This is a genomic window from Pelomonas sp. V22 (assembly GCF_030014915.1).
Lineage (GTDB): Bacteria > Pseudomonadota > Gammaproteobacteria > Burkholderiales > Burkholderiaceae_C > JAUASW01.
Window position 1 is genome coordinate 42,849 of the sequence record NZ_JAGIXS010000007.1, and the last position, 25,453, is coordinate 68,301.

Genomic DNA, 25,453 nt, shown 5'->3' on the forward strand with positions numbered 1-25,453 from the left:
AATGAATCTTGCGTAAGTGACAGGCGGCACGCTTCGGTCCTGAAGGTGCTGAAGATCGTTAGTCAACGTCGGCCTCCCCCACGATGCTTGTAGCAAGCTCAAGAGCCTGCTGGGCCCCAGACAACGCTGTTCGGAGCTGCAGGAAGGCCGGGCTGGATTCCGAGCTGGAATCACCCAAGTAGAGTTGAACCTGTTCGCGCATTCCGGCGATCGCCTCTTGATGGGGGGCGACCTCAGCCACTGGCATGAACCGGCTGCACGCATAGCATGAAGTGACCGGGTTGTACGAACAGTTCGATTGGCCAGAGCGGCAGATTCCAATGCCAGCCACCAGACGACTTCCGACTACGGCACCAATCTGCTGGTCCTCACCTGCCTCGAGCAGTTGCTTGGTGTCGATGAACGCATCCGTCGAGAACGCAATGATCGTTTCGTAGAGCTTCGAAGCCCCGAGCGCCTTGTTCACGATTTCGCCCTGTTGGCGACTAGCCCGAAGATACGTCGTGGCCGCGTTCACGCTGCCGTGGCCCAGGAACTCTTTGATGCTCGCACGGTCATGGCCCGCGTCTGCAAGGCTTTGCGCAGACGTGTGCCGCACCCCATACGCCTTGAAGTCGACGTTCAACCCCCGTTCCTTGCATGCACGCTTGACCAACTTCCACAACTTCGCGGCTGTGGTGCTGGAGAACGCACGACTCCGCTCAGCACGAATTGCGGAATCCCGGAGCTTGACCAACAACGAAACCCACTCCGGCTTCACTTGGCGAAGTAGCTCCCAAGTCTTGCCTCCTTGTTTCGCCGCGTGATAGGAGACCACGAGTGCGGCATCACCAGACGCATCGAGGACGGGCGCCGGCAAGTGCTCGAGCCTAAGTGCAAGCAGTTGAACAGGCCTCATGCCATGCTGAAAGAACAGCGCAAGTGCGGCCAGTCCTTCGGCTTCAAGCTCATCCAAATTGGGGTCGACTGCAGCTTCGTCAAGGACGCCGACGATGTCTGCCTGCGTGCTGACAGTCAACACTTTCTCCCGACGCTTTAGCTTGCCTCGCTGAGACCGCAGTGGCGCATCCGCCAACGTATCGAGAGACTTCACAAGCGCGTTATGCAAAGGAGCCCATCCGCCCAACTCGAGGCGACAGACCAATTTCAGGATCATCTTGGCGGCCTTGGCAGCCGTGACGTCGTGAATGGTTTCGGCCCAAAGGGCCCGCACTTCCGTGGGGCCGCCAAGCAGCAATCGTTCGTAGTCGGCCCAATGGTTCACCATAGTCCGCACGAACATCGCCAGGGTCGACGGGGCGTTTGAAGCTTGCGTTTGTATAGCCAGCTTCCGCTGCAACTCACCAAGCTCGGCTTTAGAAAAGCTCAATCGCTCGGTTAGGCCACGTGTGGGAATGGACCATGTAGTCTCGGAGACCTGGAGTGTGGCGCGCACATCGGCGTACTTGTCGTAAATCGAAATGGAACTCGGACATGCCGGCCATGGCCACTCCAGAACGGATGCCGGAACCAGCGTCTTGCTGGGCTGCGGCGCCGACCAAGGAGCTTGATGGAGAGTCATTGATTGCCGGCTCGAAGACGGAGTATGCGTTTGTCGAAAAGGTCGTTCCAGGAACGAAGTAGGTCATCCTGAATTGCTGCCTTGGCGTAGAGCTCTGGCATCTTGGAAGTGACCGACCAGCCGAAGAACGCCCGCATGCGCTGCAGCGTCAGTTCCTTGCTCCCATCCTCTTGGGCCATGAACAACGCATACCGGGCTGTCGCACTGGTGTGTCGAAGATCGTGTGGAGAGATGTGGCGTTTGCCCCCCGTGCATTCATAAAAACGAGCGTATGCAACCGGCGACAGGGCGGCCGTGTACTGCTCGAACATTTTGGTCACGGACTCGGCCGACAACGCGCTAGACCGCGCAGAGGTGAGCAGGAATGGAACGTCGCCGTCCGAAACCCGCATTTCGTTTACATAGTGCTCATAGATGGCCACCAGATCGGACAAGACCGGGATTTGTCGATGGGACTCTGCCGTCTTAATGCTCGGCTTCGTAGCTCGCTCGTCCTCGTACTCCGTCGTCGTCACGTCAAGCCAGTAAATCAACTGCCCTGTGACGCGGTCAACGTCGTGCTTCAACGAATCGACTTGCAAGAGCAACGACTCGCCGCGTCTGAGCCCGCCGAGCAATAGGAGATGAACGATCAGCCAATTCCGCCACCGGACGCGCTCGTCCTTGAACGGGTTCAGTTCGCTCTCCGGATGCGCGATGGCTAGAAGCTCATCAAGCACTAGGTCGGGCAGTGCTCGGACAAACCTGAACTTGCCCTCATCTCCGCGGCGGATTTCGCCGAGAGACTCCAAGTAGTGTGGGACCACATTCCACGCGGCATCCCAGGGGGTGAGCAACAGAGCAACAGCTTTGGAGAAGGCGCGAACAGCCTCCCAACGGGACACATCCCAGCTGTCCGGTGACTGGATTGTCGACACCGTCAAATAGAAGTCACCCAGCATCGCCAACACGGCATTGACGTGGCCTCCGCCGATGGCCCTGTCCAATGCATCGGGGCCATAGCGAGCATCGCAGGCCTCGTAGAAGGCCCCAATGTGGCGAAGGCGAGCCTTCTGCGTATTCTCGCTCTTGCCCGCGCCTCCGAGCCCGGTCAACCAGACAGTGGCCCAGAAACGGGGTAGCGATGTACGGTCGGAAATCAAAGCGACGCTTGGTCGCCCAGGCGTTCTCAATAGCATGGCGTGCTACAGGCCTAGGCTCACGAGCCGGGTTACAGCGTCGTTGAAGGATCGCTTCTCAAGATGCATCACCAAGTCGACGGCACCGCCTCCTCCGACTTGCTCTCTGGCATCCCAAAACTTGGGACCAGTCAACAAGAGCTCAAAGTCGGTCCCGCAGCACGCGACGTGCCATCTTGATAAGGAGCGATCCTTGACTGGTACATAGGCGGAATCCGCCTTTGCGTAGTCCGCTACCTTGCTGAGCACTAGCGCTGCATCTAACGCACGCCACCGCTGCAGGGCTAAGTTATCCACAGCCGCCAAAATCTCCCCCGCGCCCCCTCTTGCTACTCGCCTTTCACAAGGCGGGATGCATCAGCCGAACAGCCAACACCCCACCTACCCGAGGCAGGGATGCTAGTCGAGGAAGCATCCAAACGCAACGGCGATTGGATTACGTATTAAAGGCGGTTGCTCTACCAACTGAGCTAAGCCGGCTGATCCCTCAAGGGGAGCCGCATTGTAGGGGCAGTGAGCCGCCCCGGATGCGAACCTTGAACTTGTTTCTTGCCTACTTGATGCGCTTGAGCGCCGGGCGGCCACCGCTGGCCGGGCCGGCGGGCTCGTCGTCGCCACCGTCGTTGCCATCGGCCTTGGGCTTGGCTTCTTCGACCTTGGCTTTGGGAGCAGGGGCGGGTGCCGGAGTCGCAGGGGCTTCGGGCTCCGGCGTGGACGCCAGACGCAGGCCGCGCAAGGGCGTCACGCCGCCACGAGGCGCGGCGCCGGCCGGGGCTGCGGCCTCGGGCATGCTTTCCACATTGGGGGCCGGAAAGGCCATGCCCTGGCCGTTCTCGCGGGCGTAGATCGCCACCACATGGTCCACCGGCACGAGGATCTCGCGCGCGACGCCGCCGAAGCGGGCCTTGAACTGGATGAAGTCATTGCCCAGTTCCAGGCCCGAGGTGGCGTCGAAGCCGACGTTCAGCACGATCTCGTTGTTGCTGACGTACTCCATCGGTACCTGCACCATGCGGTCCACGTGGACTGCGATGTAGGGCGTGAAGCCGTTGTCGGTGCACCAGTCGTGCAGGGCCCGGATCAGGTAGGGCCGGGTCGAGGTGCTGGCGCCCTTGTCGCTGGTGGAATCCATGTGCTGGCAGCCGCGCTTACTTGCGCATCACCTTCTCGGACGGGGTCAGCGCCTCGATATAGGCCGGGCGCGAGAAGATGCGCTCGGCGTACTTCAAGAGCGGCAGGGCGTTCTTGGACATGTCGATGCCGTAGTAGTCCAGGCGCCACAGCAGTGGGGCGATGGCCACGTCGAGCATCGAGAAGTCGTCGCCCAGCATGTACTTGTTCTTCAGGAAGATCGGGGCAAGCTGGGTCAGGCGGTCACGGATCTGCGAGCGTGCCTTTTCCAGTTGCTTGTCCGTTGCCTTGACGGTCGTGCCACGGCCTTCCAGCACGTTCACATGAGCGAACAGTTCCTTCTCGAAATTCAGCAGGAACAGGCGCACGCGGGCGCGGGCCACCGGGTCGCCGGGCATCAGTTGCGGATGCGGGAAGCGCTCGTCAATGTACTCGTTGATGATGTGCGACTCGTACAGGATCAGGTCGCGCTCGACCAGGATCGGCACTTCGTTGTACGGGTTCATCAGGGCGATGTCTTCGGGCTTGGCGAACAAGTCCACATCGCGGATTTCAAAGTCCATGCCCTTTTCGAACAGCACGAAGCGGCAGCGGTGCGAGTAGGGGCAGGTGGTTCCAGAGTAAAGCACCATCATGACGGCGGCTCCCGAAGTTCAAAGGTCAAAAAACAAACGCAGTGGGTGGCCGGCAGACGGCCCCACTGCGTGATGGGGCTCAGGAACAGACCCTGAGCCCGCAGCTTACTTCTTACTTGACGTCTTTCCAGAACGCGGCGTTCAGACGCCAGGCGATCACGGTGAAGATCGACAGGAACAGCAGCACGATCACGCCCAGGCGGAAGCGCTGGCCCTGGGCCGGTTCGCCCATCCACTGCAGGTAGGCCACCAGGTCGCCAACGGCGCTGTTGTACTCCTGCTCGTTCAGCTTGCCGGGGGTCAGCTGCTCGAAGCCCTTGAACACGTGCGTGGTCTTGGTGTGGTCGTGCGGATCGGCTTCCTCGGCGAACTTGGCTGCGCGCTGGCCTTGCAGTTCCCAAAGCACGTGCGGCATGGCCACGCTGGGGAAGGCGAGGTTGTTCCAGCCGGTGGCCTTGGTTTCGTCGCGGTAGTAGGTGCGCAGGTAGGTGTAGAGGTAGTCGGCACCCGAACCCTTGGAGCCATCAGCGCGCGAGCGGGCGATCACGGTCAGGTCCGGCGGCACGGCGCCGAACCATTCCTTGGCCTGCTTGGGATCGAGCGAGACCTTCATCAGGTCGCCGACCTTGTCCGAGGCGAACATCAGGTTGGACTTGATCTGCAGCTCGGTCAGGCCGAGGTCCTGCAGGCGGTTGTAGCGCATGAAGGCTGCCGAGTGGCAGTTCAGGCAGTAGTTGACGAACAACTTGGCGCCGTTTTGCAGCGACGCCATGTCGGTCATCTTTTCCTTGGGGAACTTGTCCCATTCGATGCCGCCGCCAGAGGCTTGCGCTCCCGGCACCAGGGCCGCGCCCAGGGCCAGGGAGGTCAGCAGCGTAGCAATGAGCTTTTTCATCATTCTTGTAACTCCGGTGCTGTGGCGATCAGTGGGCGTGGTAGTTCACGCGGTCGGGCACTTGCTTGAACGTGCCCAGCTTGCTCCACCAGGGCATCAGCAGGAAGAAGCCGAAATAGAACAGCGTGCCGATCTGGGCAATCAGGGTGCCGATGTCGGTGGGCGGCTGGATGCCGAGGTAGCCCAGCACCAGGAAGAACACCACGAACACGCCATAGACATAGGTGTGCCAGCTCGGACGGTAGCGGATCGACTTGACCGGGCTGTGGTCAAGCCAGGGCAGGAAGAACAGGATCACGACCGCGCCGCCCATCACCACCACGCCCCAGAACTTGGCGTCGAAGGTCTTGAGCAGAACGATGCCGATGAGGGCGCCGACCAGCACGGCGATCTTGCCCTTGCCGGCGAAGTTGCCCTTCAGCACGGCCAGCACGGCGCCGAGGCCGATGATGCCGGACAGCACGTTGACCATCACGTCGGTGGTGGCGCGCAGCATCGAGTAGAACGGTGTGAAGTACCAGACCGGGGCGATGTGTGCCGGCGTCTTCAGCGGGTCGGCCGGGATGAAGTTGTTGTACTCCAGGAAGTAGCCGCCCAGCTCCGGCGAGAAGAAGATGATCGAGCAGAACACGATCAGGAACAGGCTGACACCGAAGATGTCGTGCACCGTGTAGTACGGATGGAAGGGGATGCCGTCCAGCGGGTGGCCAGCAGCGTCCTTCGGAGCCTTGGGGCCCTTGATCTCGACGCCGTCCGGGTTGTTCGAGCCCACTTCATGCAGCGCAATGATGTGTGCCACGACCAGGCCCAGCAGGATCAGCGGCACCGCGATCACGTGGAAGCTGAAGAAGCGGTTCAGGGTCGCATCGCTCACCACGAAGTCGCCGCGGATCAGCAGCGCCAGGTCCGGACCCACGAAAGGCACGGCGGCGAACAGGTTCACGATCACCTGGGCGCCCCAGTACGACATCTGGCCCCAGGGCAGCAGATAGCCCATGAAGGCTTCGCCCATCAGGCACAGGAAGATGCCGCAGCCGAAGATCCAGACCAGCTCGCGCGGCTTGCGGTACGAGCCGTACAGCAGGCCGCGGAACATGTGCAGGTACACCACCACGAAGAAGGCCGAGGCGCCCGTCGAGTGCATGTAGCGGATCAGCCAGCCCCAGGGCACATCGCGCATGATGTACTCGACCGAGGCGAACGCCAGGTTGGCATCCGGCTTGTAGTGCATCACCAGGAAAATGCCGGTGACGATCTGGATCACCAGCACCAGCATGGCCAGCGAGCCGAAGATGTACCACCAGTTGAAGTTCTTCGGAGCGTAGTACTCCGACATGTGCTCCTTGTACATCTTGCTGGCCGGGAAGCGGTTGTCCACCCAGGTCATCAGCTGCGTGGCGATGGAGGCGCCAGCGGGAGCTTCTTTGAATTCAGCCATGTTTACCTCTGTCCTGTTCAGGCTTTTTTGTCTTCACCAATCAAGAGCTTGGTGTCGGACAGGTAAATGTGCGGTGGCACCTCGAGGTTGTCGGGTGCCGGCTTGTTCTTGAACACACGGCCGGCCAGGTCGAACGTGGAGCCGTGGCAGGGGCACAGGAAGCCGCCGTGCCAGTCGTCCGGCAGCGAGGGCTGCGGGCCGGCCTGGAACTTGTCGCTGGGCGAGCAGCCCAGGTGCGAGCAGATGCCCACGGCCACGAAGTACTCGGGCTTGATCGAACGGTGGTCGTTCTTGGCGTAGTCGGGCGTGGGATAGGCTGTGCGCTTGGAGTCCGGGTCGGCCAGTTGCGGCACGTTGTCCTTCAGTGCGGCAACCTGCTCGGGCGTGCGGCGCACGATCCACACCGGCTTGCCGCGCCATTCGACGGTCTTCTTTTCGCCGGGCTTGATGTCGCCAATATCGACTTCCACGGCAGCACCGGCGGCTTTGGCGCGCTCGGAAGGCGTGAAGGTACTGACGAAGGGTACGGCGGTGGCAACGCCGCCGACGGCGCCGGCGCAACCGGTGGCGATGAGCCAGGTGCGCTTGCCTTGGTCCACTTGCTGGTCACTCATGAGGGTCCTCGAACGAGACTTCTGATCTGGGGCAGCCGGGGATTCTAAGGGATGCTGTCAAGCCCCCGGCCCCTTGCCGGCCACAATCCTCTGGTTTGGCCCGATTCGCCCGCCGGCGTGGCATGCACAATGCCGTGGACCAACTTCGGAGGCAGCATGGGCGTGATGTCGGAATTCCGCGAATTCGCGGTCAAGGGCAATGTGGTCGACCTGGCGGTCGGCGTGATCATCGGCGGTGCATTCGGCAAGATCGTCGACTCCATGGTCAACCACCTGATCATGCCCCTGGTCGGCCGGGTGGTCGGCGGCCTGGACTTCAGCAACTACTTCATCATGCTGGCCACCCCGCCCGCGGACTTCAAGGGCCCCATGACCTTTGACGCCCTCACCAAGGCTGGCGTGCCGCTGTTTGCCTATGGCAGTTTCCTGACCGTGCTGCTGAACTTCATCATCCTGGCCTTCATCATCTTCATGATGGTCAAGCAGATCAATCGCCTGAAGCGCGACAGTGCACCGGCGCCTGCCCCGGCCGAACCGCCACCTACGCCGGAAGACATCCAGCTGCTGCGCGAGATCCGCGATTCGCTGAAGCGCTGAGTGATGCGCTGAGCCACCAGGCCGGCGGCGGTAAGCGGAAGTTACCGCTGCCTGGAGTGTTAGCTTTTTGGCGACGCCGGGCGCATAGCGTCCCTGGGTTCACCTGTATGCCCTCTTGAATCGGGTGATACTTGCGTGCACGTGGCTTGCACGCCACAAGGCCCAGCCGGACCCTGATGAACCCGCCCGACCTCAGACTCAACCCTCATCTGGAGGCCGCCCTCCAGCGCATTCGCACCGCTGCCGAGCAGGCGGCCGAGCGGGGTGCCGAGGGCATGGGGCTGTCGGCCCTGTCGGCCAGCCAGACCAAGCGCCGTGACGAACTGCTGGCGGCCCAGTTCCTGTTCCGCAAGCAACAGGTGGTGTTCGGCCAGCATTTCTACCAAAGCCTGCGCAAGCAGTTGGCGGCGGCGCGCAGCCCCGAGATGGCAGCGGCGCCGGCTCCCAAGAAGAAAGACTGGACCGAGCTGTCGCTGATGGGCGACGAGCAGGTCGAATCCATGGTCCAGGCGGACCGCATCGGCATGGCCATCGGCCACCAGAGCGAGTGGGAACTGCGCGAGGTCGACTCCTACATTTCCAGCCTGTCTGGCAACGACCGCAACCCGCTGCGCCCCGAGGTGATCGCGCAGGGCCTGCTCGATGGCGTCAATGCTGTCACCGACGACGCGGCTGTCCGCCAGGTGCTGACAGACGAGCTGACGCGGGCGCTTTCGCAAGAGATGCGCGCCTGCTACGCCGACATCGCCGAGCTGTTCCGCAGCCGCGGCCTGCGCCCGCAAGACCTGCGGGTGCGCGCTGGTGTCGATCCGCATGGCCATTCGGGCCGCGGTGCCGGACCGAACAGTGAGCAGGGGGCGCTCGACGTTCCGGATGCCGGGCCGTCCGGGCGCGGTGGCTGGGGAGGCCCGCGCGGCGGTGGCCAGACCGGCTATGGCAACAGCATGCATGGCGGCCTGGGCGGCCAGCCTGGCGGTAGCGGCCGGCGTGGCGTCGGCATGGGCGGGTTCGGTACCGTCGACGTCCAGATGATGGACCTGCTGCGCCGGCTGGCCCAGGTGCCCAGCGGCCATGGCAAGCTCGGCGGCGACTACAGCAGCAGCTGGGCTGACGAGTACAGCGACGGGCATTGGAATGCCGGTGGCGGCGGCATGCCCCTGCCGCCCAACCTGATCGTCCAGCACCGCGAAGAGCTGCGTCAGGCCTCGACCGGCAACCTCGACCACATGGTCATCGACGTGGTCGGCAGCCTGTTCGACCAGATTCTTTCCGACCCCAAGGTGCCGCCACAGATGGCGCGCCTGATTGCCCGGCTGCAGTTGCCGGTGCTGCGCGTGGCCTTGGGTGACAACAGCTTCTTCTCCTCGCGCAAGCACCCGGTGCGGCGCTTCGTCAACCGCATCGCCTCGCTGGCCTGCGCCTTCGACGATTTTTCCGAAGACCCCGGCAAGGCCTTCCTGAGCCATGTGCGCGACCTGGTGCAGGACGTGGCCAATGGCGACTTTGATCGCATGGACGTCTACGAGTCCAAGCTCGATGCGCTGGAGCAGTTCATTGGCGAGCAGGCGGCGGCGTCGCTGCAGGCCCAGAACGATGCCACGCTGCTCGTCGCCCGCAAGGAGACCGACCTGCGCCTGCAGCAGCGCTACATGCAGCAACTGCAGCAGCAGCTGGCACCGGTGCCCATGCACGACTTCCTGCGCGACTTCCTGGCGCAAGTCTGGAGCCAGGCCATCGTGCTGGCCGCGCGCGACGACAAGCAGCCCGAGCGCGCCCAGCGCCTGCGCCAGCTCGGTCGCCAACTGGTGATGAGTGTTCAGCCCAAGGCCGGCAGTGAAGCGCGCAAGAGTTTCCTGGCCGAGCTGCCGGGGCTGATGAAGACGCTGAACGAGGGACTGGACCTGATCCAGTGGCCTGAGGCTGCGCGCAAGCCCTTCTTTGGCCAGTTGCTGCCGGCCCATGCCGAATCGCTGAAGGTCGCGGCGCTGACCGCGCTGGACTACAACCTGCTGGCCAAGCAGCTGGACCAGGTGTTCGGCGTGGCCCCACCCGAAGAAAAAGACCTGCCGGCCGCGAGCGCGCCGGTGGAACTGCCCGAGGACCTCGATCTCGGCGCCCGCCTCAGCACGGCCGAGGCCCAGCGCATCGGCCTGGTGGATGAGACCAAGGTCGACTGGAGTGGCCAGGTCGATATCGAACTCGGTGCCGAAGAGGCGCCGCTGCAGGCCGTGGACATCAGCATCGAGGGCCTGCCGGCCGTCGAGGACGAGCCCGATCCCAGCACCGGTGCCCTGCTGATCGACCATCTGCAGCTGGGCTTCGCCTACAACATGCTGACCGGCGACGACTGGCACAAGGTGCGCCTCGCCCACATCAGCGCCGGCCGCAGCTTCTTCATCTTCACCGAGGGCAGCAAGCACCAGCAGACGGTCACCATGACCGCCCGCATGCTCAAGCGCCTGTGTGAATCGGGCCGCTTGCGCGCCTTCGAGAACGCCTACCTGCTGGAACGCGCCACGGCGCGGGCCCGCAAGCAGCTGGCGGCGCTGAGCAAGGCCTGATCAGTCGCCGCTCAGCCGGCGCGCCATCTGCAGAGCAGCCCGCAGGCTCGACGCATCGGCCAGCCCCTGGCCGGCAATGTCAAAGGCCGTGCCATGGTCCGGGCTGGTGCGCACGAAGGGCAGGCCCAGGGTCACGTTGACGCCTTGCTCCACGCCCAGGTATTTCACCGGGATCAGGCCGTGGTCGTGGACCATGGCGACCACCGCATCGAACTCGCCACGACGGGCGCGCATGAAGATGGTGTCGGGTGCGAAAGGGCCGCTGGCGGTCATGCCTTCGCTCTGAGCCTGCTGCACGGCCGGCGCGATGAAACGGATCTCCTCGTCACCGAAGAGGCCGCCTTCGCCTGCATGCGGATTCAATCCGGCGACGGCGATGCGTGGTGCAGGGATGCCGAACCGGCGCAGGGCGGCGTCGGTGATGCGCAGCGTCTCCAGCACGGCCTCCAGGCTGATCGCCTCGATGGCCCGGCGCAGCGACAAATGGATGGTCACCAGCACCGTGCGCAGCTCCTCATTGGCCAGCATCATGCGCACCGGCGGCAGCGGCTCGCCGGGGCGGGCGGCGAGCGCTTGCAGCATCTCGGTGTGGCCGGGGTAGGGCAGGCCGGCCGCATGCAACGCTTCCTTGTGGATGGGCGCGGTGACGATGGCACGACCCTTACCGGCCTGCACCTCCCGCACGGCAGCCTCTATGCAGCGGGCCGCTGCTGCACCGGCGCGCGCGTCGACCTGGCCTTGCGGGCAGTCCGCCAGATGCTCGGGCAGGTCCGGCGGCTGCCAGAGCGGTAGGCAGTGTGGCGGGGCCGGTTCATCGGGGTGATCGAGCAGGGCCAGCGGCAGACTCAGCCCCAGCTGGCGGATCGCCCGGCGCATCACGCCGACATCGCCGATCACGCAGGCATCGTCGGGCGGCTGCGGTGCCGACCACAGCCTGGCGATGATCTCAGGCCCGATGCCGCAGGCATCGCCCATGGTGATCAACAGCGGCGCGCTCATGCTGGATTGGGCAGGTCGATGAACTGCTGCTCCAGCCCGAGCTGTGCTGTCAGATGCTCACCGAGCGCCTTGATGCCATAGCGCTCGGTGGCGTGATGGCCTGCGGCGACGAAGGCCACGCCGGTCTCGGCGGCCAGATGAGCCTGGGGCTCGGAGATCTCCCCGGTCACGTAGACATCGGCGCCAGCCGCGATGGCCGCCTCGAAATAGCCTTGTGCGCCGCCGGTGCACCAGGCGACGCGGCGGAGCACGCGGCCGTCTCCCGCCGCCACCGTGGGTTCGCGGCCCAGCACCAGGCCCAGCTGCTGCTGCAGATCGGTCAGCGACTGCTCGGCCAGCGGGCCGACGAAGCCCAGGTCCTGCTCGCCGAAGCGGCCGTCGGCCTGCCAGCCGAAGCGGCCACCGAGCTGCGCGTTGTTGCCCAGTTCGGCGTGCGCATCCAGCGGCAGGTGGTAGGCGAACAGGTTGATCTCGGCCGACAAGAGGCGCTGCAGCCGCTGCTTCATCCAGCCGGTGACGCGGCCGTCCTGGCCACGCCAGAACAGGCCGTGATGCACGAGCAGCGCATCGGCGCCGGCCGCGATGGCGGCCTCGATCATCGCGAGGCTGGCGGTGACGCCGCAGACCAGGCGCCGCACCTCGGTGCGGCCCTCGACCTGCAGACCGTTCGGCCCATAATCCTTGAAGCGTCCGACCTCGAGCAGGGAGCCGAGGTAGCGGTCGAGTTCGGTGCGTTGCATGGTGGGAGCTCTTGGTGCGCAGACTTTGGCTGATTTTCGCCCAGGCCACGACGGTGGCTTTGGCCTTGTTGTTCGTGGTCGCCACCTTGAAGCCCGAATGGCTGCGCCGCCCCGAACTCAAGCCGCTGCGCCAGAGCCTCGGAGCGGTGGCGCCGCTCACGCTGACCAGCAATCCGCCGCGTGAAGCAGCGGGTTCGGCGGGCGACGGGGGGCATGGCCTGCGCCTGGCGGCAAGGCGCGCCGCACCCGCCGTGGTCACGATCATGGCCAGCAAGGCGCCGGCACGCGACAAGCAGGACCCCTGGCTGCGCTTCCATGAAGGCCTGCGCGGCGAGGCCCAGCGCTCGCCGCAGGTGGGCCTGGGCTCGGGCGTGATCGTCTCGGCCGAGGGCTATCTGCTCACCAACAACCATGTGGTCGAGGGCGCGTCCGACATCGAGGTGCGCCTGATCGACGGCCGCCAGGCCAAGGCCGAGCTGGTGGGCACCGACCCAGAAACCGATCTCGCCGTGCTCAAGGTCGTGATGCGCGAGCTGCCGGTGATCGAGCTGGGCCGGATCGAGGACCTGGCGGTGGGCGACAGCGTGCTGGCCATCGGCAATCCGTTCAACGTGGGCCAGACCGTGACCTCGGGCATCGTCAGCGCGATGGGCCGCAAGGAGCTCGGTATCAATATTTTCGAGAACTTCATCCAGACCGACGCGGCCATCAATCCGGGCAACTCGGGCGGCGCTCTGGTCGATGCCGACGGCGCTTTGGTGGGCATCAACACGGCGATCTATTCCCGGTCCGGCGGCAGCCTGGGGATTGGCTTTGCGATTCCGGTGAACACGGCCCGCCAGGTGATGGAGGCTCTGGTGCGCGATGGCCAGGTGGCGCGTGGCTGGATCGGCGTGCAGACCCGCGAGCTCAACGAGGAGTTCATCGAAGCCTTCAAGCTGAAGGTGCGTGAGGGCGTGCTGGTCAGCGGCGTGCTGCAGAGCGCGCCAGCCGAGAAGGCCGGTATCAAGCCGGGCGACGTGGTCACCCGCGTGGCCGGCACGCCGGTGCGCAGCCCGGGTGAATTGCTGACCGCCGTCGCGGCCCTGGCACCCAAGTCCAAGGCGCTGATCTCGGTGCAGCGCGGCGACAAGGCCTTGCAGATCGAGCTGCTGGTGCAGCAGCGGCCGCGCCCGGCGGCCCGGGAGTGAGGCTCAGGCCCCGGCTTCTTCCTCGGCCGCCTTGGGCTTGACGAAGAGCTTGGTGGCCAGAATGCCGAGCTCGTAGAGCAGGCACATCGGAATGGCCAGGGCCAGCATCGACACCACGTCAGGCGGCGTGATCAGGGCCGAGACCACGAAGGCCACGACGATGAAGTAGCTGCGGAAGGTCACCAGCTGTTCCACCGTGACGAGGCCCACCTTGACCAGCAGCACCACGACGATGGGCACCTGGAAGGCGAGGCTGAAGGCGATGTAGAGCCCGAGGATGGCTTCCACATAGGAGGCAATGTCGGGCGTGGCCGCCACCGAGGCCGGCGTCATCGCCTGGATGAAGGCGAACATGCGGTCCAGCACGAAGAGCTGCACGAAGGCAATGCCGCCATAAGCGAGCAGGCTGCCGAAGAAGATCAGCGGCAGTGCAAAGCGCTTCTCGTGGCTGTAGAGGCCAGGCGCCACGAAGGCCCAGGCCTGGTAGAGCAACCAGGGCAGGGCCAGCAGCATGGCCGCCATCAAGAGCACCTTCAGCGGGATGAAGAAGGGCGAGAACACGCCGACGGCGATCAGCTTGGCGTCCACCGGCATGTGGGCGCGAATGGGCTTGGCGAGGAAGTCAATCAGGCCGCTGGCGCCGGGCCAGATCGCCAGGGCGCCCACGGCCACGGCCAAGCCGTAGATGGCCTTGAGCAGGCGGTCACGCAGTTCGATCAGGTGGGAGACGAAGGGCTGCTCGGTGCCGGCCAGTTCGTCTTCTTTGTCAGTGGTCATTTGTGTATGCGCGGGCGAAAGCGCGCCACGCGGGCGGCACCGGACTGGACGTTGCGGCGCACGCCTTCGCGCTGCTTGTACCACTGGGGCGTGCTGCCCCGCTTGAGCCGCCAGTTCTTCTTCGGCGGCTGGTAGCTCGGCGGCGCGATGCTGTTGCCCAGCAAGTCGCTGGCACCATCGCCCTCAAGCCCGTGCCAGCTCGATTCGAAGACCTGGCCCGCGCTCTGTACCTCCTGGCGCACCGTCTGCTCCACGTCGCGGGCCGCGGTCTCCATCTGGGTCTTCATCTTCTTGAGCTCGTCGAGCTCGATGGAGCGGTTGACCTCGGCCTTGACGTCGGCCACGTAGCGCTGTGCCTTGCCCAGCAGATGGCCCACGGTGCGGGCCACGCGTGGCAGCTTTTCCGGCCCGATGACGATGAGCGCCACCGCGCCGATCAGCGCCAGTTTGTCGAAGCCGAAATCAAGCATGCAGTGCCGCGGGCCTTAGCTCTTGGTCTTGGCGTCGACGTCGACGGTGTTGGCGTCGCTCGTCTTGCTGGCGGTGACTTGCTGGGGCGGGGCGTCGCTGGCCGCGCCGTCCTTCATGCCGTCCTTGAAGCCCTTGACGGCCGAGCCCAGGTCGGTGCCAACATTCTTCAGCTTCTTGGTGCCGAAGATCAGCACGACGACGACCAGCACGATCAGCCAGTGCCAAATGCTGAGAGAACCCATAGAAATATCTCCAGAAAAGGAATGCGTGATTCTAGTTGGCCCTTGTGACAGGGCTCTTTAACTAGCCTTTGGCCCAGGGGCGCGGGCCGCCCATCACGTGCATGTGCAGGTGATAGACCTCCTGGCCGCCGTCCGGCCCGGTGTTGATGACGGTGCGGAAACCGCCCGTGACGCCCAGCTCCTTCATCAACTGCGGCGCCAGCACCAGCATGCGGCCAGCCAGCTCGGCATGCTCGGAACCGAGCTCGGCGTGCGTGGCGATGTGCGTCTTCGGGATGATCAGCACATGGACCGGCGCCCAGGGATGGATGTCGTGGAAGGCGAGCAGGTGCTCGTCCTCGTAGGCCTTCTTCGAAGGAATCTGGCCGGCAATGATCTTGCAGAAGATGCAGTTGGGGTCGTGCGACATGGTGGGATTGCTTCAGTCTTGCTTGCGTTGGGCAAATTCCTGCAGGCCCGACAGGCCTTCGCGGCGGGCCAGCTCGGCCAGCACGTCGGCTGGTTTCAGGTCGAACTGGGCCAGGGCGATCATCGAATGGAACCAGAGGTCGGCCACCTCGTAGGTCAGCTTCTGGGCGTCGCCGTCCTTGGCCGCCATCACCAGCTCGGTGGCTTCTTCGCCGACCTTTTTCAGGATGGCGTCCAGCCCTTTGTCGAACAGCTTGGCCACATAGCTGGCAGCGGGGTCGCCGCCATTCGCCGGCTTGCGCGATTCGATCACCTCGGCCACGCGGGCCAGCACTTGCTGCTCGTTCATTTGTAGATGCTCTCGGGGTCTTTCAGCACCGGGTCCACGGCCTGCCAATCGCCATTCTCATAGCGTTGGAAGAAGCAGCTGTGGCGGCCGGTGTGGCACGCGATGCCAGGCTCGTGGCCCTGCTGGGTGATCCTGAGCAGCACGACGTCGTTGTCGCAGTCCAGCCGCATCTCGTGGACGGTCTGCTTGTGGCCGGACTCCTCGCCCTTGTGCCAGAGCTTCTGGCGCGAGCGGCTCCAGTAGACCGCCTCGCCGAGCTCGGCCGTGCGGGCCAGGGCCTCGCGGTTCATCCAGGCGAACATCATCACGTCGCCGCTCGAACGTTCCTGCGCAATGACGGGCACCAGGCCGTCGGCGTCCCACTTGATCTGATCCAGCCAATCCATGGCGGGAGTGTAGTCAGCCGACATGGGTGATGCCGGCGTGGTTTCTTTCCGCAGCGAACCATTGCAGCACCGGGATGGTCCCTGGCAGCACCGGCTGCATCTGCACAGGCAGCGTTTGCCAGGCCATGGCCTGCTGCTCGCGCATCTCGAACTCGCCCTGCCACTCGTAGACCTTGCAGAAATGCAGGCGCACGCGGGCATGGGGGTAGTCCATCAGCTCGACCTTCCAGGGGTGGGTCGCGCCAATGGTGATGCCCAGCTCCTCGTGCAGCTCGCGCCGCAGGGCCTGTTCGACCGTCTCGCCGGCCTCGAGCTTGCCGCCCGGGAATTCCCAGTAGCCGGCGTAGACCTTGCCTTCCGGGCGCGAGGTCAGGAGGAAGCGGCCTTCCTGGCCCTCGGCATCGCGCTCCACCAGCACGCCCACGGCCACATCGACCGGAATGCGTTCGCCGTACTCAGACATGCTCGATCCCTCCGCGGCCGGCCACGTCGCGCGCGAATTGGTAGGCCACGCGGCCCGAGCGCGAGCCGCGCTCCAGCGCCCACACCAGGGCCGGTTGGCGCTGTGCAGCGATCTGTTCTTCGCCGAGGCCGAAGAAGCGCAGCCATTGGCCGGCAATGGCCAGGTATTCGTCCTGGCTGAAGGGGTAGAAGCTGATCCACAGGCCGAAGCGTTCGGACAGCGAGATCTTCTCTTCCACGGCCTCGCCGGGATGGACCTCGCCGTCCTCGGTGTGCCTGTAGCCGAGGTTGTCGCGCATCTGCTCGGGCAGCAGGTGGCGGCGGTTGCTGGTGGCGTAGATCAGCAGGTTGTCGCCGGCCTCGGCCACCGAGCCGTCCAGCATGGACTTGAGGATCTTGTAGCCGGGCTCGCCTTCGTCGAAGCTCAGGTCGTCACAGAAGACGATGAAGCGCTCGGGCCGGCCGGAGACCAGCTCGACCAGGTCGGGCAGGTCGACGAGGTCGGCCTTGTCCACCTCGATCAGGCGCAGGCCCTGGTCGGCGAACTCGTTCAGGCAGGCCTTGATCAGCGAGCTCTTGCCGGTGCCGCGCGCGCCGGTCAGCAGCACATTGTTGGCCGGCTTGCCGGCCACGAACTGGGCGGTATTGCGCAGCAGGCGCTCCTTTTGCGGCTCGACCTCCTTGAGGTCGGCCAGGCGGATGCGGGCCACGTGGCGCACCGGCTCCAGCCGGGCATGGGCGCCGCTCTTGCGGTAGCGGAAGGCGCTGGAGGCTGCCCAGTCGGGCGCACTCAGCGGCTGCGGCAATACGGCCTCCAGCCGGGCCAGCAGGCCTTCGGCGCGGGAGATCAGGGAGTCGAGGTCAGGCATGGCCGCCAGTGTAGTGACCCCCTCAGGCGATAATGTTCGCCGTGAAGCAAGCCAGACCGCCGCTGGGGCAAGCGTGGAAACACGGCCCTGGAGGAAGGTCCGGACTGCAAAGAGCGGCGTAGCAGCTAACGGCTGCCCGGCGAAAGCCGAGGATCAGAGCAACAGAGACGAGTCGAGGTGGGTCCACACCAGGTGCTCTATGACCGAAAGGTCATAGCCACCCGAGGTGGGCAAAGCCCACCTCGGGTGAAACGGGCAATCTCTACGCGCAGCAACACCAAGTAGGCCAGCGTTGATGCGGCTCGCAGAGCTGGCGGGTAGGTGGCACCGAGCCGGGCAGTGATGTCCGGCCCAGAGGAATGGCGGTCACGGGTGGCGGGGTGCAAGCCCCGGCGCCCGCACAGAATCCGGCCTATCGGCTTGCTTCACACTTTTATCCCCCTAGTTCAGGGCACATTCTGTCCAGTGACCTGATTTTGTGCGAATGCCGCTCAAATGGCGCGGACTTGCTGGACCAGGCTCGTCCGGCCCGCTATGGTCCTGATCATTCAGGTCAGCGGCAGCGGCTTTACAACGACCTGCAGCTCGCCCCACGACCTCCCGAGATACATGGATCCGCGCCAGCGGGTCTGACAAGCCGGCGCGGACGGGCCCGAACCGCGCCGACATCGCTTCGGGCAGCGCGCCTTTGCCGGCGCGAGGGAGTGTCATCATGTTCAACACGCTGAGTCATCTGCGCGTGAAGGCCAAGCTGATGCTGGGCTTTGTGGCGCTTGCTGCCGTGGTCCTGCTGGTCTCCGGCATGGCCTTGAGCTCGCTGGGGCGCTCCAACGAGCGTTTTTCGCAATACCTGGAGGGCGTCGGGCTGCGCGAGCGGCTGGCTACCAACATCCGGGGCGCAGCCACGCGGCGGGCCATCGCGGCGCGCAACCTGGTGCTGGTGAACCAAGGGGCGGACCGCGAGGCCGAGCGCGTGGCCGTCACCCAGGCGCACAAGGACATGGAAACCGCCTTGGCCAAGCTCAAGGAGGCGGTGGGCAAGGCCAACGACGTGGGGGCCAAGGAGCGCCAGTTGCTGGCCGAGATTGACCAAGTCGAGAGCCGCTACGGCCCGGTCGCCCTGGCCATCGTCGGCCTCGCGCTGGAAGGCAAGCGCGAAGAGGCCGTGGCCAAGATGAATGCCGAATGCCGGCCGCTGCTGGCCGCCCTTCTCAAGGCCACGGGCGAGTACATCAGTCATGAACAAGACCAGGCCGGCCAGCGAGTGCAAGCCGCCTTGCAGGACTATTCCAGCGACCGCCTGGCCATGTTCGGCGTTTGTGCGCTGGCGGTGGGGGCGGCGGTGCTGATGGGCTGGATGCTCAGCAATGCGGTCACCCGCCCGCTGATGCGTGCCGTGCACCTGGCCGAGGCCGTGGCCGGTGGCGATCTCAGTTCCGACATCGTGGTGGACCGGCATGACGAGCTCGGCCAATTGCTGGGTGCCCTGCGCAAGATGAACGAGAGCCTGGTCGCCATGGTCGGCCAGGTGCGCGATTCGGCCGATGGCATTGCCACCGCTTCGCAGCAGATCGCCAGCGGCAACCACGACCTCTCCAGCCGCACCGAGCAGCAGGCCAGTGCGCTGCAGCAGACGGCGGCCTCCATGCAGCAGATGACATCGACCGTACAACACACGGCCGAGAGCTCGCGCCAGGCCACGCAACTGGCCGGCGCGGCCGCTGAGGTGGCGGGGCGCGGTGGCGATGTGGTGGGCCGCGTGGTCAGCACCATGGGCGAGATCACCGAGGCGAGTCGGCGCATTGGCGACATCATCGGCGTGATCGACGGCATCGCCTTCCAGACCAACATCCTGGCACTGAATGCGGCGGTCGAAGCGGCACGGGCCGGCGACCAGGGCCGGGGTTTTGCCGTCGTGGCCGGCGAGGTGCGGGCTCTGGCGCAACGCTCGGCCCAGGCCGCGCGCGAGATCAAGGGGCTGATCAATGCCAGTGTCGAGAAGGTCGAGACGGGCAGCCAACTGGTCGGCGAGGCCGGCAGCACCATGGGCGACGTGGTGAGCCAGGTGCGGCGCATGACCGACCTGATGGCCGAGATCAATGCCTCGGCCAATGAGCAGAGCAGCGGCATCGGCCAGGTCAACCAGGCTGTGGCCTCGATCGACCAGGGCACGCAGCAAAACGCCGCCCTGGTGGAGCAGAGCGCGGCCGCCGCCGAATCACTGCGGCAGCAGGCGGCCAGCCTGCAGCAGGTGATCGCTCAGTTCAAGATGGCGGCCGCCGGGCGGCCGGGCTGGAGCGCCTAGGCGTTCTTGGCGGCCAGCAGGGACTCGATGGTCTGCTGCACCGCCAGCGCCTCGGCAAAGCCGGGCAGGCTGTGGGGCCGGCCCTCGACCAGGGCGGTCCACTGGTCCAGCTGCTCGGTCTGCGAGCGGCTGCGCAGCTGTGCCGGGTCGCCCATCAGCTCCCAGCCGCTTTCGGCCGAGCGGCGACGGGCCAGGCCGAACCAGTCTCCGAGTTCGATGGCGCCGCTCGCGCCTTGCCAGCTCATGCGGTTGAAGTCGGCCAGCTCGCCGCCCACCTGGCCTTGGATGCTGACCGGCACGCCGGCCACGCGCAGCTCGGCCTGCAGAGCAGTCTCGGCGCGGCGGCCATCAGCGGGCCATTGCACCTCGCATCGCAGCAGTTCGGCCGGCCCCAACACGCGTTGCAACACGAAGATGAAATGCGACAGCACCTCGCGGCTGAAACCGCCCTCGGCGCGTTCGCTCAACCACGCGCCGGCACCGGCCTGCCAGGCGCGCGGCCAGGCGGCGAAGGACAGTTCGATCTCTATGGCCTGCAAGGCGCCGAGCGACTGATCGCCGCCCGGGCCAAAGGTCTGGCCCAGCATGGTGAGGCCCGGCGACGAGGCGAGGGCGAAGTTCACGGCGGCCCGCTGGCCTTCGCGGGCGATGCGATCTATGCAGCGCTGCGCGTCCGTGAAGTCGGTGCTCAGCGGCTTCTCGCAGAAGACGGCCAGGCCGGCATCGAAGGCACGTTCGCTCAGTGCGATGTGGGCGGCCGGCGGCGTGGCGATGTAGAGCCCGTGCAGGCCCGGCGTGGCGATCAGGCTTTCTGCGCCGGCGGCGATCTCGAGGCCGGCTTGCACCGCACAGGCGGCCGCGCAGGCCACCGGGTCGGCGTCCCAGGCCCTCGTGACCCGCAGGCGCGGATGGTCGTTCAGCCGCGTCAGCATGCGGCGGCCCATCACGCCGAGGCCGATCACGCCGATGTTCAGCCGCTGCTCTGCCATGCGCCCGCTCCGAGAACCCAAGAGGCCGCAAGTTTAGGGGCCGCCGCTACACTGGCCCTTCGCCTTTACGTCCACGTCCACGTTCACGTCCACCGACTCCCGCCCCCCCCATGAATCCAGAAGCCAGCCAACTCTGGCGCGCGCCGCGCTGGGCCCTGGCCGTCCTGCTGGCCTGCCTGGGCATGGTGGGCCCGTTCTCCATTGACACCTATTTGCCGGCCTTTGCCGGCATTGCGCGGGCGCTCGACGCCACGCCGGTGCAGATGCAGCAGACGCTGTCGAGCTACCTGTTCGGCTTCGCGGTGATGAATCTCTTCCATGGCGCGCTGTCCGACAGCTTCGGGCGGCGCCCGGTCGTGCTGTGGGGCATGGTGGTGTTCACCATCGCTTCGCTCGGCTGTGCGCTCGCCACCAGCATCGGCCAGCTGGTGTTCTGGCGCACGGTGCAAGGCATGTCGGCAGGCGCCGGCATCGTGGTCTCGCGCGCCATCATCCGCGACATGTTCCCGCCCTCGGAGGCGCAACGGGTGATGTCCCAGGTCACGCTGTTCTTTGGTGTGGCGCCGGCGATTGCGCCCATGGTGGGCGGCTTCCTGTTCGTCCATGCCGACTGGCATTCGATCTTCTGGCTGCTGGTCGTGATCGGCCTGGCCCTGGTGGTGGCGAACTGGCGGCTCCTGCCTGAGACCCTGCACGTCACGCAGCGCCAGCGCTTCCATGTCGGCGAGCTGATGCGCAACTACTGGCGGCTCACCACGAGCCGGCGCTTCATGCTGCTCGCCCTGGCCAGCGGCATCCCGTTCAACGGCATGTTCCTCTACGTGCTGGCCGCGCCGGTGTTCCTTGGGGAGCACCTGGGCCTCGCGCCGCAGCAGTTCTTCTGGTTCTTCTGCTTCTCCATCGGCGGCATCATGGGCGGCGCCTGGTTCAGCGGTCGCCTGGCCGGCAAGATCCGCCCGCGCCGCCAGATCCGCCATGGCTTCCTGATCATGTTCCTGGTGTCGGTGCTGAACATAGCGCTGAACCTGGCCTTCAAGGCAGAGGCCTGGTGGGCTCTGCCGGTGATCGGCACCTTTGCCTTCGGCTGGGCGCTGATGGTGCCCGTCGTGACCCTGCTGGTGCTGGACCAGGCGCCCGACCGGCGCGGCATGGCCAGCTCGCTGCAGTCCTGCATCGCCAGCCTGGCCAATGGTGTGGTGGCCGGCGTGCTGGTGCCGCTGGTGATGCATTCCACCGTCGGCCTGGCCTTTGCTTCGGCGGGCATGATGCTGATCGGTCTTGGCGCTTGGCACTGGGTCAAGCGAGAGGTCGCTCAAGACCGCTAGGCAAACGGCCGATGTAGAGGCCATCAGGCCTCGTCGAGGCCAGGAGTGCTGCATGTCGAAATCAAAGCGGACCCTGGGGTTCGCCCTGTCCCTGGGCCTCGCGCTGGCACCGGCCTTCTCGGCCGGCCCCAAGACCAAGCCGGTGGAGAAGGCCGACAAGGCCGAGACAGAGAAGCCGGCTGCCGCTGCGACCCCAGCCTCCGAGGAGCCGCTGGACGTGCTGCGCGAGCGCCTGGCCGAGCGGCTCAAGACCACGCCCAAGGGGGAGTCGGCCAAGGTGACGGGGCGCGGCGGTCCCGACGCCAAGTCCGACCCCAAGGCCAAGGCCAAGGCCGAGGTCCATTGGGGCTATGCCGGCGATATCGGCCCCGAGCACTGGGCCGAGCTGAAGCCGGAGTTCCGCGCCTGCGCGATCGGCACCCGCCAGAGCCCCATCGACATCCGCGAGGGCATCAAGGTCGACCTGGCTCCGATCGCTTTCGACTACAAGCCCAGCAGCTTCGCCGTGCTGGACAACGGCCACACGGTGCAGGTCAACATGGCCGCCGGCAACAGCCTGGAGGTGATGGGCAAGCGCTATGCGCTGCAGCAGTTCCACTTCCACCGGCCGGCCGAGGAGCGCATCAACGGCCGCGGCTTCGAGATGGTGGCCCACCTGGTACACAAGGACGCAGAAGGCCGCCTGGCCGTGCTGGCCGTGCTGTTCGAGCAGGGCCCGGACGACACCAAACAGCCGGTCGTGCAGTCGGTCTGGGCCAACATCCCGCTGGAGAAGCACGAGGCCCTCGCCGGGCAAGGGCCCCTGGACCTGACGCAGTTGCTGCCCGCCGACCGTGGCTATTACACCTACATGGGCTCGCTGACCACGCCGCCCTGCAGCGAGGGCGTGCTGTGGCTGGTGATGCGCCAGCCGGTGGCGCTGAGCGCGGCCCAGCTGAATGTGTTCGCCCGGCTCTACCCGATGAATGCGCGACCGGTGCAGGCCGGGTCGGGACGCCTGATCAAGGAAAGCCAGTAAGAGCGGTTGTTCTCAGCGACGGCTCAGCCACAGCTTGAGCGTGGCGAACAGCTGCTCGGCCACCACGGGCTTGGCCACGTGGTCGTTCATCCCGGCGTCCAGGCAGCGCTGGCGCTCCTCGTCGAAGGCGTTGGCCGTCATGGCCAGGATGGGCATGGGGTTGCCGCTGGCGCGGATCGCGCGCGTGGCATCCAGGCCGTCCATCTGCGGCATCTGCACGTCCATCAGCACCAGGGCATAGGCGCCGGTGGCCGCCATGGCCACGGCCTGCGCGCCGTCCTCGGCCACGTCGACCGAGAGGCCGGCGCTGCCGAGCAGGGCCACGGCCACTTCCTGGTTCACCAGGTTGTCCTCGGCCAGCAGGATGCGGGTGCCGGCGAACTTGCTGGCGAGCTCCTGGGCGGCCAGGCTGCGGCTCAGCGGCGCGAGCAGCGGGGCCGGATTGACGGCCTTGTCCAGCGTCAGGCGGAACCAGAAACGGCTGCCCTGGCCGGGCTGGCTGTCCACGCCCACCTCGCCGCCCATCAGCTCTGCCAGGCGCCGGCAAATGGCGAGACCGAGGCCCGTGCCGCCGTAGCGGCGGGTGGTGGAGCTGTCGGCCTGCTCGAAGTCCTGGAACAGCCGGCCCTGGGCCTCTTCGGCGATGCCGATGCCGCTGTCTTCCACCTCGATCAGCAACTGCAACGCCGTGCCAAGGTCACGCTCGATCTTCACGGCAATGCCGACGAAGCCCGCATCGGTGAACTTGACCGCATTGCCGGCGAAGTTGAGCAGCACTTCTGAGATGCGCTGCGCGTCGCCCAGCAGGAGCTGGTCCTGCAGGTGCGGGTCGAGCGCGACCTTGACCTCCAGCTGCTTCTCGGTGGCGCGCTGGGCCAGCATGCTGGTGACGCTGTCCAGCACCTGGGGCAGAGCGAACTCGGCGATTTCCAGTTCGAACTTGCCGGCCTCGATCTTGGAGAAGTCCAGCACGTTGTTGATGATGGAGAGCAGGTGCTCCGCCGCGTCGGCCACCTTCTTCAGGCGGACCTGCTGCTCGGCTTCGCGGCTGTCACGGCGCACCAGGTAGGTCAGGCCGATGATGGCGTTCATCGGCGTGCGGATCTCGTGGCTCATGTTCGCCAGGAAGGCGCTCTTGGCCAGGTTGGCGGCCTCGGCCGCCTCGGTGGCAGCGGCCAACTGGCGGGTGCGGGCCTCGACCAGTTCCTCCAGGTGGTTGCGGTGCTCCTCCAGCTCCTGTGCGTCACGGCGCTGGCGTGAGATGTCGGTCAGGAAGCCATGCCACAGCACCGTGCCATCACCCTCGGCCCGCGCGATGGCGTTGCCGAACAGCCAGCGCTCGCTGCCGTCCAGGTTGTGCGTGCGGAACTCCTGCTGCCAGGGGGCCAGTTGCTCGGCCGAGGCTTGCAGTGAGTTCATCACGGTGCTGCGATCATCCCGGTGCACCTGCTGGAACCACTGCGTTGCGTCTTCAGCGAGCTCGGCGGCGCTGAGGTGGAAGTACTCGCGCACGGCCTCGCTGACATAGCCGAACTGGTAGCGGCCGTCGGCATGGCGGCGCAGCTGGAAGACCACGCCGGGCACGGTCTCGGCCATGCCGCGCAGCCGCTCGATCAGGGCCTGCTGGGCATTGAACTGCTGCTGCAGCGCGTTGCGCATGTCGCCCAGGTGCTGGCCGAGCAGGCCGATCTCGTCATTGCGGCCGGCCTGCAGCTCGGCCGAGAAGCGGCCCTGGGCCAGGTCGTTGGCGAAGCCTCCCAACCGGCGCAGCGGCGTCATCACCCGCGAATTGAGCAGCAGCAGCACAAAGGCGAGGGAGATCGCCAGCTGCAGGCCCACGGTGGCGCCGAACAGCCAGCGCTGGCGGCTCAGGGCTGAGGCGGACAGGTGATCGTCGATCTCGATGCGGATGTGGCCGATGCGCACATTGCCGCGGAACACCTCGCGCTCGCCGGTCAGCGAATGACCCCGGCTGCGCTCGGCCGCGCGCATGTCGATGAAGGGCTGGCCCTGCGAACTGTCGGCCACGCTGATGCGCACCACCTCGGGCGACTTCATCACGGCGGCCACCACCTCGCGGGCGGCGACCTGGTCGAGATTCCAGAGCAGCTCGGGCAGGCTGCTGGCGAGCACGTCGAGCTTGGCCTCGAGGTCACGCTCCAGCGCTTCCTGGGCGACCTGAGGCTCGCGCAGGCCGGTCCACAGGCCGCCGAGTATCAGGGCCGGCAAGAGCAGGCCGAGGACGGCGCCGGTCGCGATCGCGATGAACAGCGAGCTGGAGGCTTTTCGACTCAAGATGGACTCATGGGCTGG

The 25,453-nt window shown here is 65.8% G+C and carries 25 protein-coding genes and 1 other RNA gene; 7 read left to right on the forward strand and 19 right to left on the reverse strand.

Annotated features, from left to right (window positions below):
- Positions 1-58: 58 nt before the first annotated feature.
- From J7U46_RS19510 to petA, 7 genes are all read right to left on the reverse strand, one after another.
- Positions 59-1,561 carry a tyrosine-type recombinase/integrase gene (locus tag J7U46_RS19510; protein ID WP_282828859.1) on the reverse strand — a complete coding sequence of 501 codons (1,503 nt, stop codon included), beginning with the start codon at positions 1,559-1,561 and terminating at the stop codon, positions 59-61.
- Complete coding sequence (locus J7U46_RS19515) at positions 1,558-2,703, reverse strand: tyrosine-type recombinase/integrase (RefSeq protein ID WP_282828860.1); 1,146 nt, start codon at positions 2,701-2,703, stop codon at positions 1,558-1,560. Before J7U46_RS19515 ends, J7U46_RS19510 begins: the two co-directional genes overlap by 4 nt.
- 589 nt (positions 2,704-3,292) lie before the next feature.
- Positions 3,293-3,871, reverse strand: a complete 579-nt coding sequence (locus J7U46_RS19520) for a ClpXP protease specificity-enhancing factor (protein WP_282828861.1) — start codon at positions 3,869-3,871, stop codon at positions 3,293-3,295.
- A gap of 16 nt (positions 3,872-3,887) precedes the next feature.
- Positions 3,888-4,505 carry a glutathione S-transferase N-terminal domain-containing protein gene (locus J7U46_RS19525; RefSeq protein ID WP_282828862.1) on the reverse strand — a complete coding sequence of 206 codons (618 nt, stop codon included), beginning with the start codon at positions 4,503-4,505 and terminating at the stop codon, positions 3,888-3,890.
- Between the two features lie 112 nt (positions 4,506-4,617).
- Positions 4,618-5,400 carry a cytochrome c1 gene (locus J7U46_RS19530; RefSeq protein WP_282829154.1) on the reverse strand — a complete coding sequence of 261 codons (783 nt, stop codon included), beginning with the start codon at positions 5,398-5,400 and terminating at the stop codon, positions 4,618-4,620.
- 28 nt (positions 5,401-5,428) lie between these two features.
- Entirely contained in the window at positions 5,429-6,838 is a 1,410-nt protein-coding gene (locus J7U46_RS19535; RefSeq protein WP_282828863.1) for a cytochrome bc complex cytochrome b subunit, read from the reverse strand.
- Between the two features lie 17 nt (positions 6,839-6,855).
- Positions 6,856-7,452 (reverse strand): ubiquinol-cytochrome c reductase iron-sulfur subunit, encoded by a 597-nt coding sequence (gene petA / locus J7U46_RS19540; RefSeq protein ID WP_282828864.1) that lies wholly within the window; start codon positions 7,450-7,452, stop codon positions 6,856-6,858.
- 156 nt (positions 7,453-7,608) lie between these two features.
- On the opposite strand from petA, the gene mscL reads away from it, so the two are divergent.
- Both mscL and J7U46_RS19550 read left to right on the forward strand, forming a co-directional pair.
- Positions 7,609-8,049, forward strand: coding sequence for a large conductance mechanosensitive channel protein MscL (gene mscL / locus J7U46_RS19545; protein ID WP_282829155.1), 441 nt, complete (start codon positions 7,609-7,611; stop codon positions 8,047-8,049).
- A 176-nt stretch (positions 8,050-8,225) separates the two neighbouring features.
- Positions 8,226-10,610: a DUF1631 family protein gene (locus J7U46_RS19550; RefSeq protein ID WP_282828865.1), complete on the forward strand. Its 2,385-nt coding sequence runs from the start codon at positions 8,226-8,228 to the stop codon at positions 10,608-10,610.
- Here J7U46_RS19550 and pdxA read toward each other — a convergent pair whose 3' ends face one another.
- Both pdxA and J7U46_RS19560 read right to left on the reverse strand, forming a co-directional pair.
- Positions 10,611-11,609 carry a 4-hydroxythreonine-4-phosphate dehydrogenase PdxA gene (gene pdxA, locus J7U46_RS19555; RefSeq protein ID WP_282828866.1) on the reverse strand — a complete coding sequence of 333 codons (999 nt, stop codon included), beginning with the start codon at positions 11,607-11,609 and terminating at the stop codon, positions 10,611-10,613.
- Entirely contained in the window at positions 11,606-12,349 is a 744-nt protein-coding gene (locus tag J7U46_RS19560) for a Nif3-like dinuclear metal center hexameric protein (protein ID WP_282828867.1), read from the reverse strand. The genes pdxA and J7U46_RS19560 overlap by 4 nt, the downstream gene beginning before the upstream one ends.
- Before the next feature lie 14 nt (positions 12,350-12,363).
- Here J7U46_RS19560 and J7U46_RS19565 point away from each other — a divergent pair, with 14 nt between their 5' ends.
- Complete coding sequence (locus tag J7U46_RS19565) at positions 12,364-13,539, forward strand: trypsin-like peptidase domain-containing protein (RefSeq protein ID WP_282828868.1); 1,176 nt, start codon at positions 12,364-12,366, stop codon at positions 13,537-13,539.
- Positions 13,540-13,542: 3 nt separating this feature from the next.
- Here the strand turns inward: J7U46_RS19565 and tatC are convergent, their stop codons facing one another.
- The 8 genes from tatC to J7U46_RS19605 form a co-directional block, all read right to left on the reverse strand.
- Positions 13,543-14,316: a twin-arginine translocase subunit TatC gene (tatC, locus tag J7U46_RS19570; protein ID WP_282828870.1), complete on the reverse strand. Its 774-nt coding sequence runs from the start codon at positions 14,314-14,316 to the stop codon at positions 13,543-13,545.
- Positions 14,313-14,786, reverse strand: coding sequence for a Sec-independent protein translocase protein TatB (gene tatB / locus J7U46_RS19575; RefSeq protein ID WP_282828871.1), 474 nt, complete (start codon positions 14,784-14,786; stop codon positions 14,313-14,315). The genes tatC and tatB overlap by 4 nt, the downstream gene beginning before the upstream one ends.
- Positions 14,787-14,801: 15 nt before the next feature.
- Positions 14,802-15,029: a Sec-independent protein translocase subunit TatA gene (gene tatA, locus J7U46_RS19580; RefSeq protein WP_282828872.1), complete on the reverse strand. Its 228-nt coding sequence runs from the start codon at positions 15,027-15,029 to the stop codon at positions 14,802-14,804.
- A 61-nt stretch (positions 15,030-15,090) separates the two neighbouring features.
- Positions 15,091-15,438, reverse strand: coding sequence for a histidine triad nucleotide-binding protein (locus tag J7U46_RS19585; protein WP_282828873.1), 348 nt, complete (start codon positions 15,436-15,438; stop codon positions 15,091-15,093).
- A gap of 12 nt (positions 15,439-15,450) precedes the next feature.
- The gene (locus J7U46_RS19590; RefSeq protein ID WP_282828874.1) at positions 15,451-15,786 is read right to left on the reverse strand and encodes a phosphoribosyl-ATP diphosphatase; all 336 of its coding nucleotides are present in this window, start codon (positions 15,784-15,786) and stop codon (positions 15,451-15,453) included.
- On the reverse strand, positions 15,783-16,172 hold the full coding sequence (gene hisI, locus J7U46_RS19595) for a phosphoribosyl-AMP cyclohydrolase (protein ID WP_282828875.1): 390 nt from the start codon (positions 16,170-16,172) through the stop codon (positions 15,783-15,785). The genes J7U46_RS19590 and hisI overlap by 4 nt, the downstream gene beginning before the upstream one ends.
- 13 nt (positions 16,173-16,185) lie before the next feature.
- Positions 16,186-16,635: an NUDIX domain-containing protein gene (locus J7U46_RS19600; RefSeq protein ID WP_282828876.1), complete on the reverse strand. Its 450-nt coding sequence runs from the start codon at positions 16,633-16,635 to the stop codon at positions 16,186-16,188.
- Positions 16,628-17,503 carry an ATP-binding protein gene (locus J7U46_RS19605; protein ID WP_282828878.1) on the reverse strand — a complete coding sequence of 292 codons (876 nt, stop codon included), beginning with the start codon at positions 17,501-17,503 and terminating at the stop codon, positions 16,628-16,630. Before J7U46_RS19605 ends, J7U46_RS19600 begins: the two co-directional genes overlap by 8 nt.
- A 43-nt stretch (positions 17,504-17,546) precedes the next feature.
- Between J7U46_RS19605 and rnpB the strand changes: the two genes are divergently transcribed.
- An RNA gene (gene rnpB / locus J7U46_RS19610) (RNase P RNA component class A) lies at positions 17,547-17,934 on the forward strand.
- 281 nt (positions 17,935-18,215) lie between these two features.
- The gene (locus J7U46_RS19615; protein WP_282828879.1) at positions 18,216-19,808 is read left to right on the forward strand and encodes a methyl-accepting chemotaxis protein; all 1,593 of its coding nucleotides are present in this window, start codon (positions 18,216-18,218) and stop codon (positions 19,806-19,808) included.
- Here J7U46_RS19615 and J7U46_RS19620 read toward each other — a convergent pair.
- Positions 19,805-20,797, reverse strand: a complete 993-nt coding sequence (locus J7U46_RS19620) for a Gfo/Idh/MocA family oxidoreductase (RefSeq protein ID WP_282828880.1) — start codon at positions 20,795-20,797, stop codon at positions 19,805-19,807. The genes J7U46_RS19615 and J7U46_RS19620 overlap by 4 nt on opposite strands.
- 110 nt (positions 20,798-20,907) lie before the next feature.
- Between J7U46_RS19620 and J7U46_RS19625 the strand changes: the two genes are divergently transcribed.
- Together J7U46_RS19625 and J7U46_RS19630 are read left to right on the forward strand one after the other, a co-directional pair.
- Positions 20,908-22,122 carry a multidrug effflux MFS transporter gene (locus J7U46_RS19625; protein WP_282828881.1) on the forward strand — a complete coding sequence of 405 codons (1,215 nt, stop codon included), beginning with the start codon at positions 20,908-20,910 and terminating at the stop codon, positions 22,120-22,122.
- Positions 22,123-22,174: 52 nt separating this feature from the next.
- Entirely contained in the window at positions 22,175-23,140 is a 966-nt protein-coding gene (locus J7U46_RS19630; protein ID WP_282828882.1) for a carbonic anhydrase family protein, read from the forward strand.
- A gap of 12 nt (positions 23,141-23,152) precedes the next feature.
- On the opposite strand, the gene J7U46_RS19635 is transcribed toward J7U46_RS19630, so the two are convergent.
- Positions 23,153-25,435 (reverse strand): ATP-binding protein, encoded by a 2,283-nt coding sequence (locus J7U46_RS19635; RefSeq protein ID WP_282828883.1) that lies wholly within the window; start codon positions 25,433-25,435, stop codon positions 23,153-23,155.
- Positions 25,436-25,453 lie beyond the last annotated feature (18 nt).

Coding starts and splice junctions, on each gene's coding strand:
- hisI (WP_282828875.1), bottom strand. CDS start 16,172: ATGGATTGGCTGGATCAGATCAAGTGGGACGCCGACGGCCTGGTGCCC.
- J7U46_RS19510 (WP_282828859.1), bottom strand. CDS start 1,561: ATGACTCTCCATCAAGCTCCTTGGTCGGCGCCGCAGCCCAGCAAGACG.
- pdxA (WP_282828866.1), bottom strand. CDS start 11,609: ATGAGCGCGCCGCTGTTGATCACCATGGGCGATGCCTGCGGCATCGGG.
- J7U46_RS19560 (WP_282828867.1), bottom strand. CDS start 12,349: ATGCAACGCACCGAACTCGACCGCTACCTCGGCTCCCTGCTCGAGGTC.
- J7U46_RS19535 (WP_282828863.1), bottom strand. CDS start 6,838: ATGGCTGAATTCAAAGAAGCTCCCGCTGGCGCCTCCATCGCCACGCAG.
- J7U46_RS19585 (WP_282828873.1), bottom strand. CDS start 15,438: ATGTCGCACGACCCCAACTGCATCTTCTGCAAGATCATTGCCGGCCAG.
- tatB (WP_282828871.1), bottom strand. CDS start 14,786: ATGCTTGATTTCGGCTTCGACAAACTGGCGCTGATCGGCGCGGTGGCG.
- petA (WP_282828864.1), bottom strand. CDS start 7,452: ATGAGTGACCAGCAAGTGGACCAAGGCAAGCGCACCTGGCTCATCGCC.
- J7U46_RS19590 (WP_282828874.1), bottom strand. CDS start 15,786: ATGAACGAGCAGCAAGTGCTGGCCCGCGTGGCCGAGGTGATCGAATCG.
- J7U46_RS19550 (WP_282828865.1), top strand. CDS start 8,226: ATGAACCCGCCCGACCTCAGACTCAACCCTCATCTGGAGGCCGCCCTC.
- J7U46_RS19525 (WP_282828862.1), bottom strand. CDS start 4,505: ATGATGGTGCTTTACTCTGGAACCACCTGCCCCTACTCGCACCGCTGC.
- J7U46_RS19630 (WP_282828882.1), top strand. CDS start 22,175: ATGTCGAAATCAAAGCGGACCCTGGGGTTCGCCCTGTCCCTGGGCCTC.
- mscL (WP_282829155.1), top strand. CDS start 7,609: ATGGGCGTGATGTCGGAATTCCGCGAATTCGCGGTCAAGGGCAATGTG.
- J7U46_RS19605 (WP_282828878.1), bottom strand. CDS start 17,503: ATGCCTGACCTCGACTCCCTGATCTCCCGCGCCGAAGGCCTGCTGGCC.
- tatC (WP_282828870.1), bottom strand. CDS start 14,316: ATGACCACTGACAAAGAAGACGAACTGGCCGGCACCGAGCAGCCCTTC.
- J7U46_RS19520 (WP_282828861.1), bottom strand. CDS start 3,871: ATGGATTCCACCAGCGACAAGGGCGCCAGCACCTCGACCCGGCCCTAC.
- J7U46_RS19530 (WP_282829154.1), bottom strand. CDS start 5,400: ATGAAAAAGCTCATTGCTACGCTGCTGACCTCCCTGGCCCTGGGCGCG.
- J7U46_RS19625 (WP_282828881.1), top strand. CDS start 20,908: ATGAATCCAGAAGCCAGCCAACTCTGGCGCGCGCCGCGCTGGGCCCTG.
- J7U46_RS19615 (WP_282828879.1), top strand. CDS start 18,216: ATGTTCAACACGCTGAGTCATCTGCGCGTGAAGGCCAAGCTGATGCTG.
- J7U46_RS19620 (WP_282828880.1), bottom strand. CDS start 20,797: ATGGCAGAGCAGCGGCTGAACATCGGCGTGATCGGCCTCGGCGTGATG.
- tatA (WP_282828872.1), bottom strand. CDS start 15,029: ATGGGTTCTCTCAGCATTTGGCACTGGCTGATCGTGCTGGTCGTCGTC.
- J7U46_RS19600 (WP_282828876.1), bottom strand. CDS start 16,635: ATGTCTGAGTACGGCGAACGCATTCCGGTCGATGTGGCCGTGGGCGTG.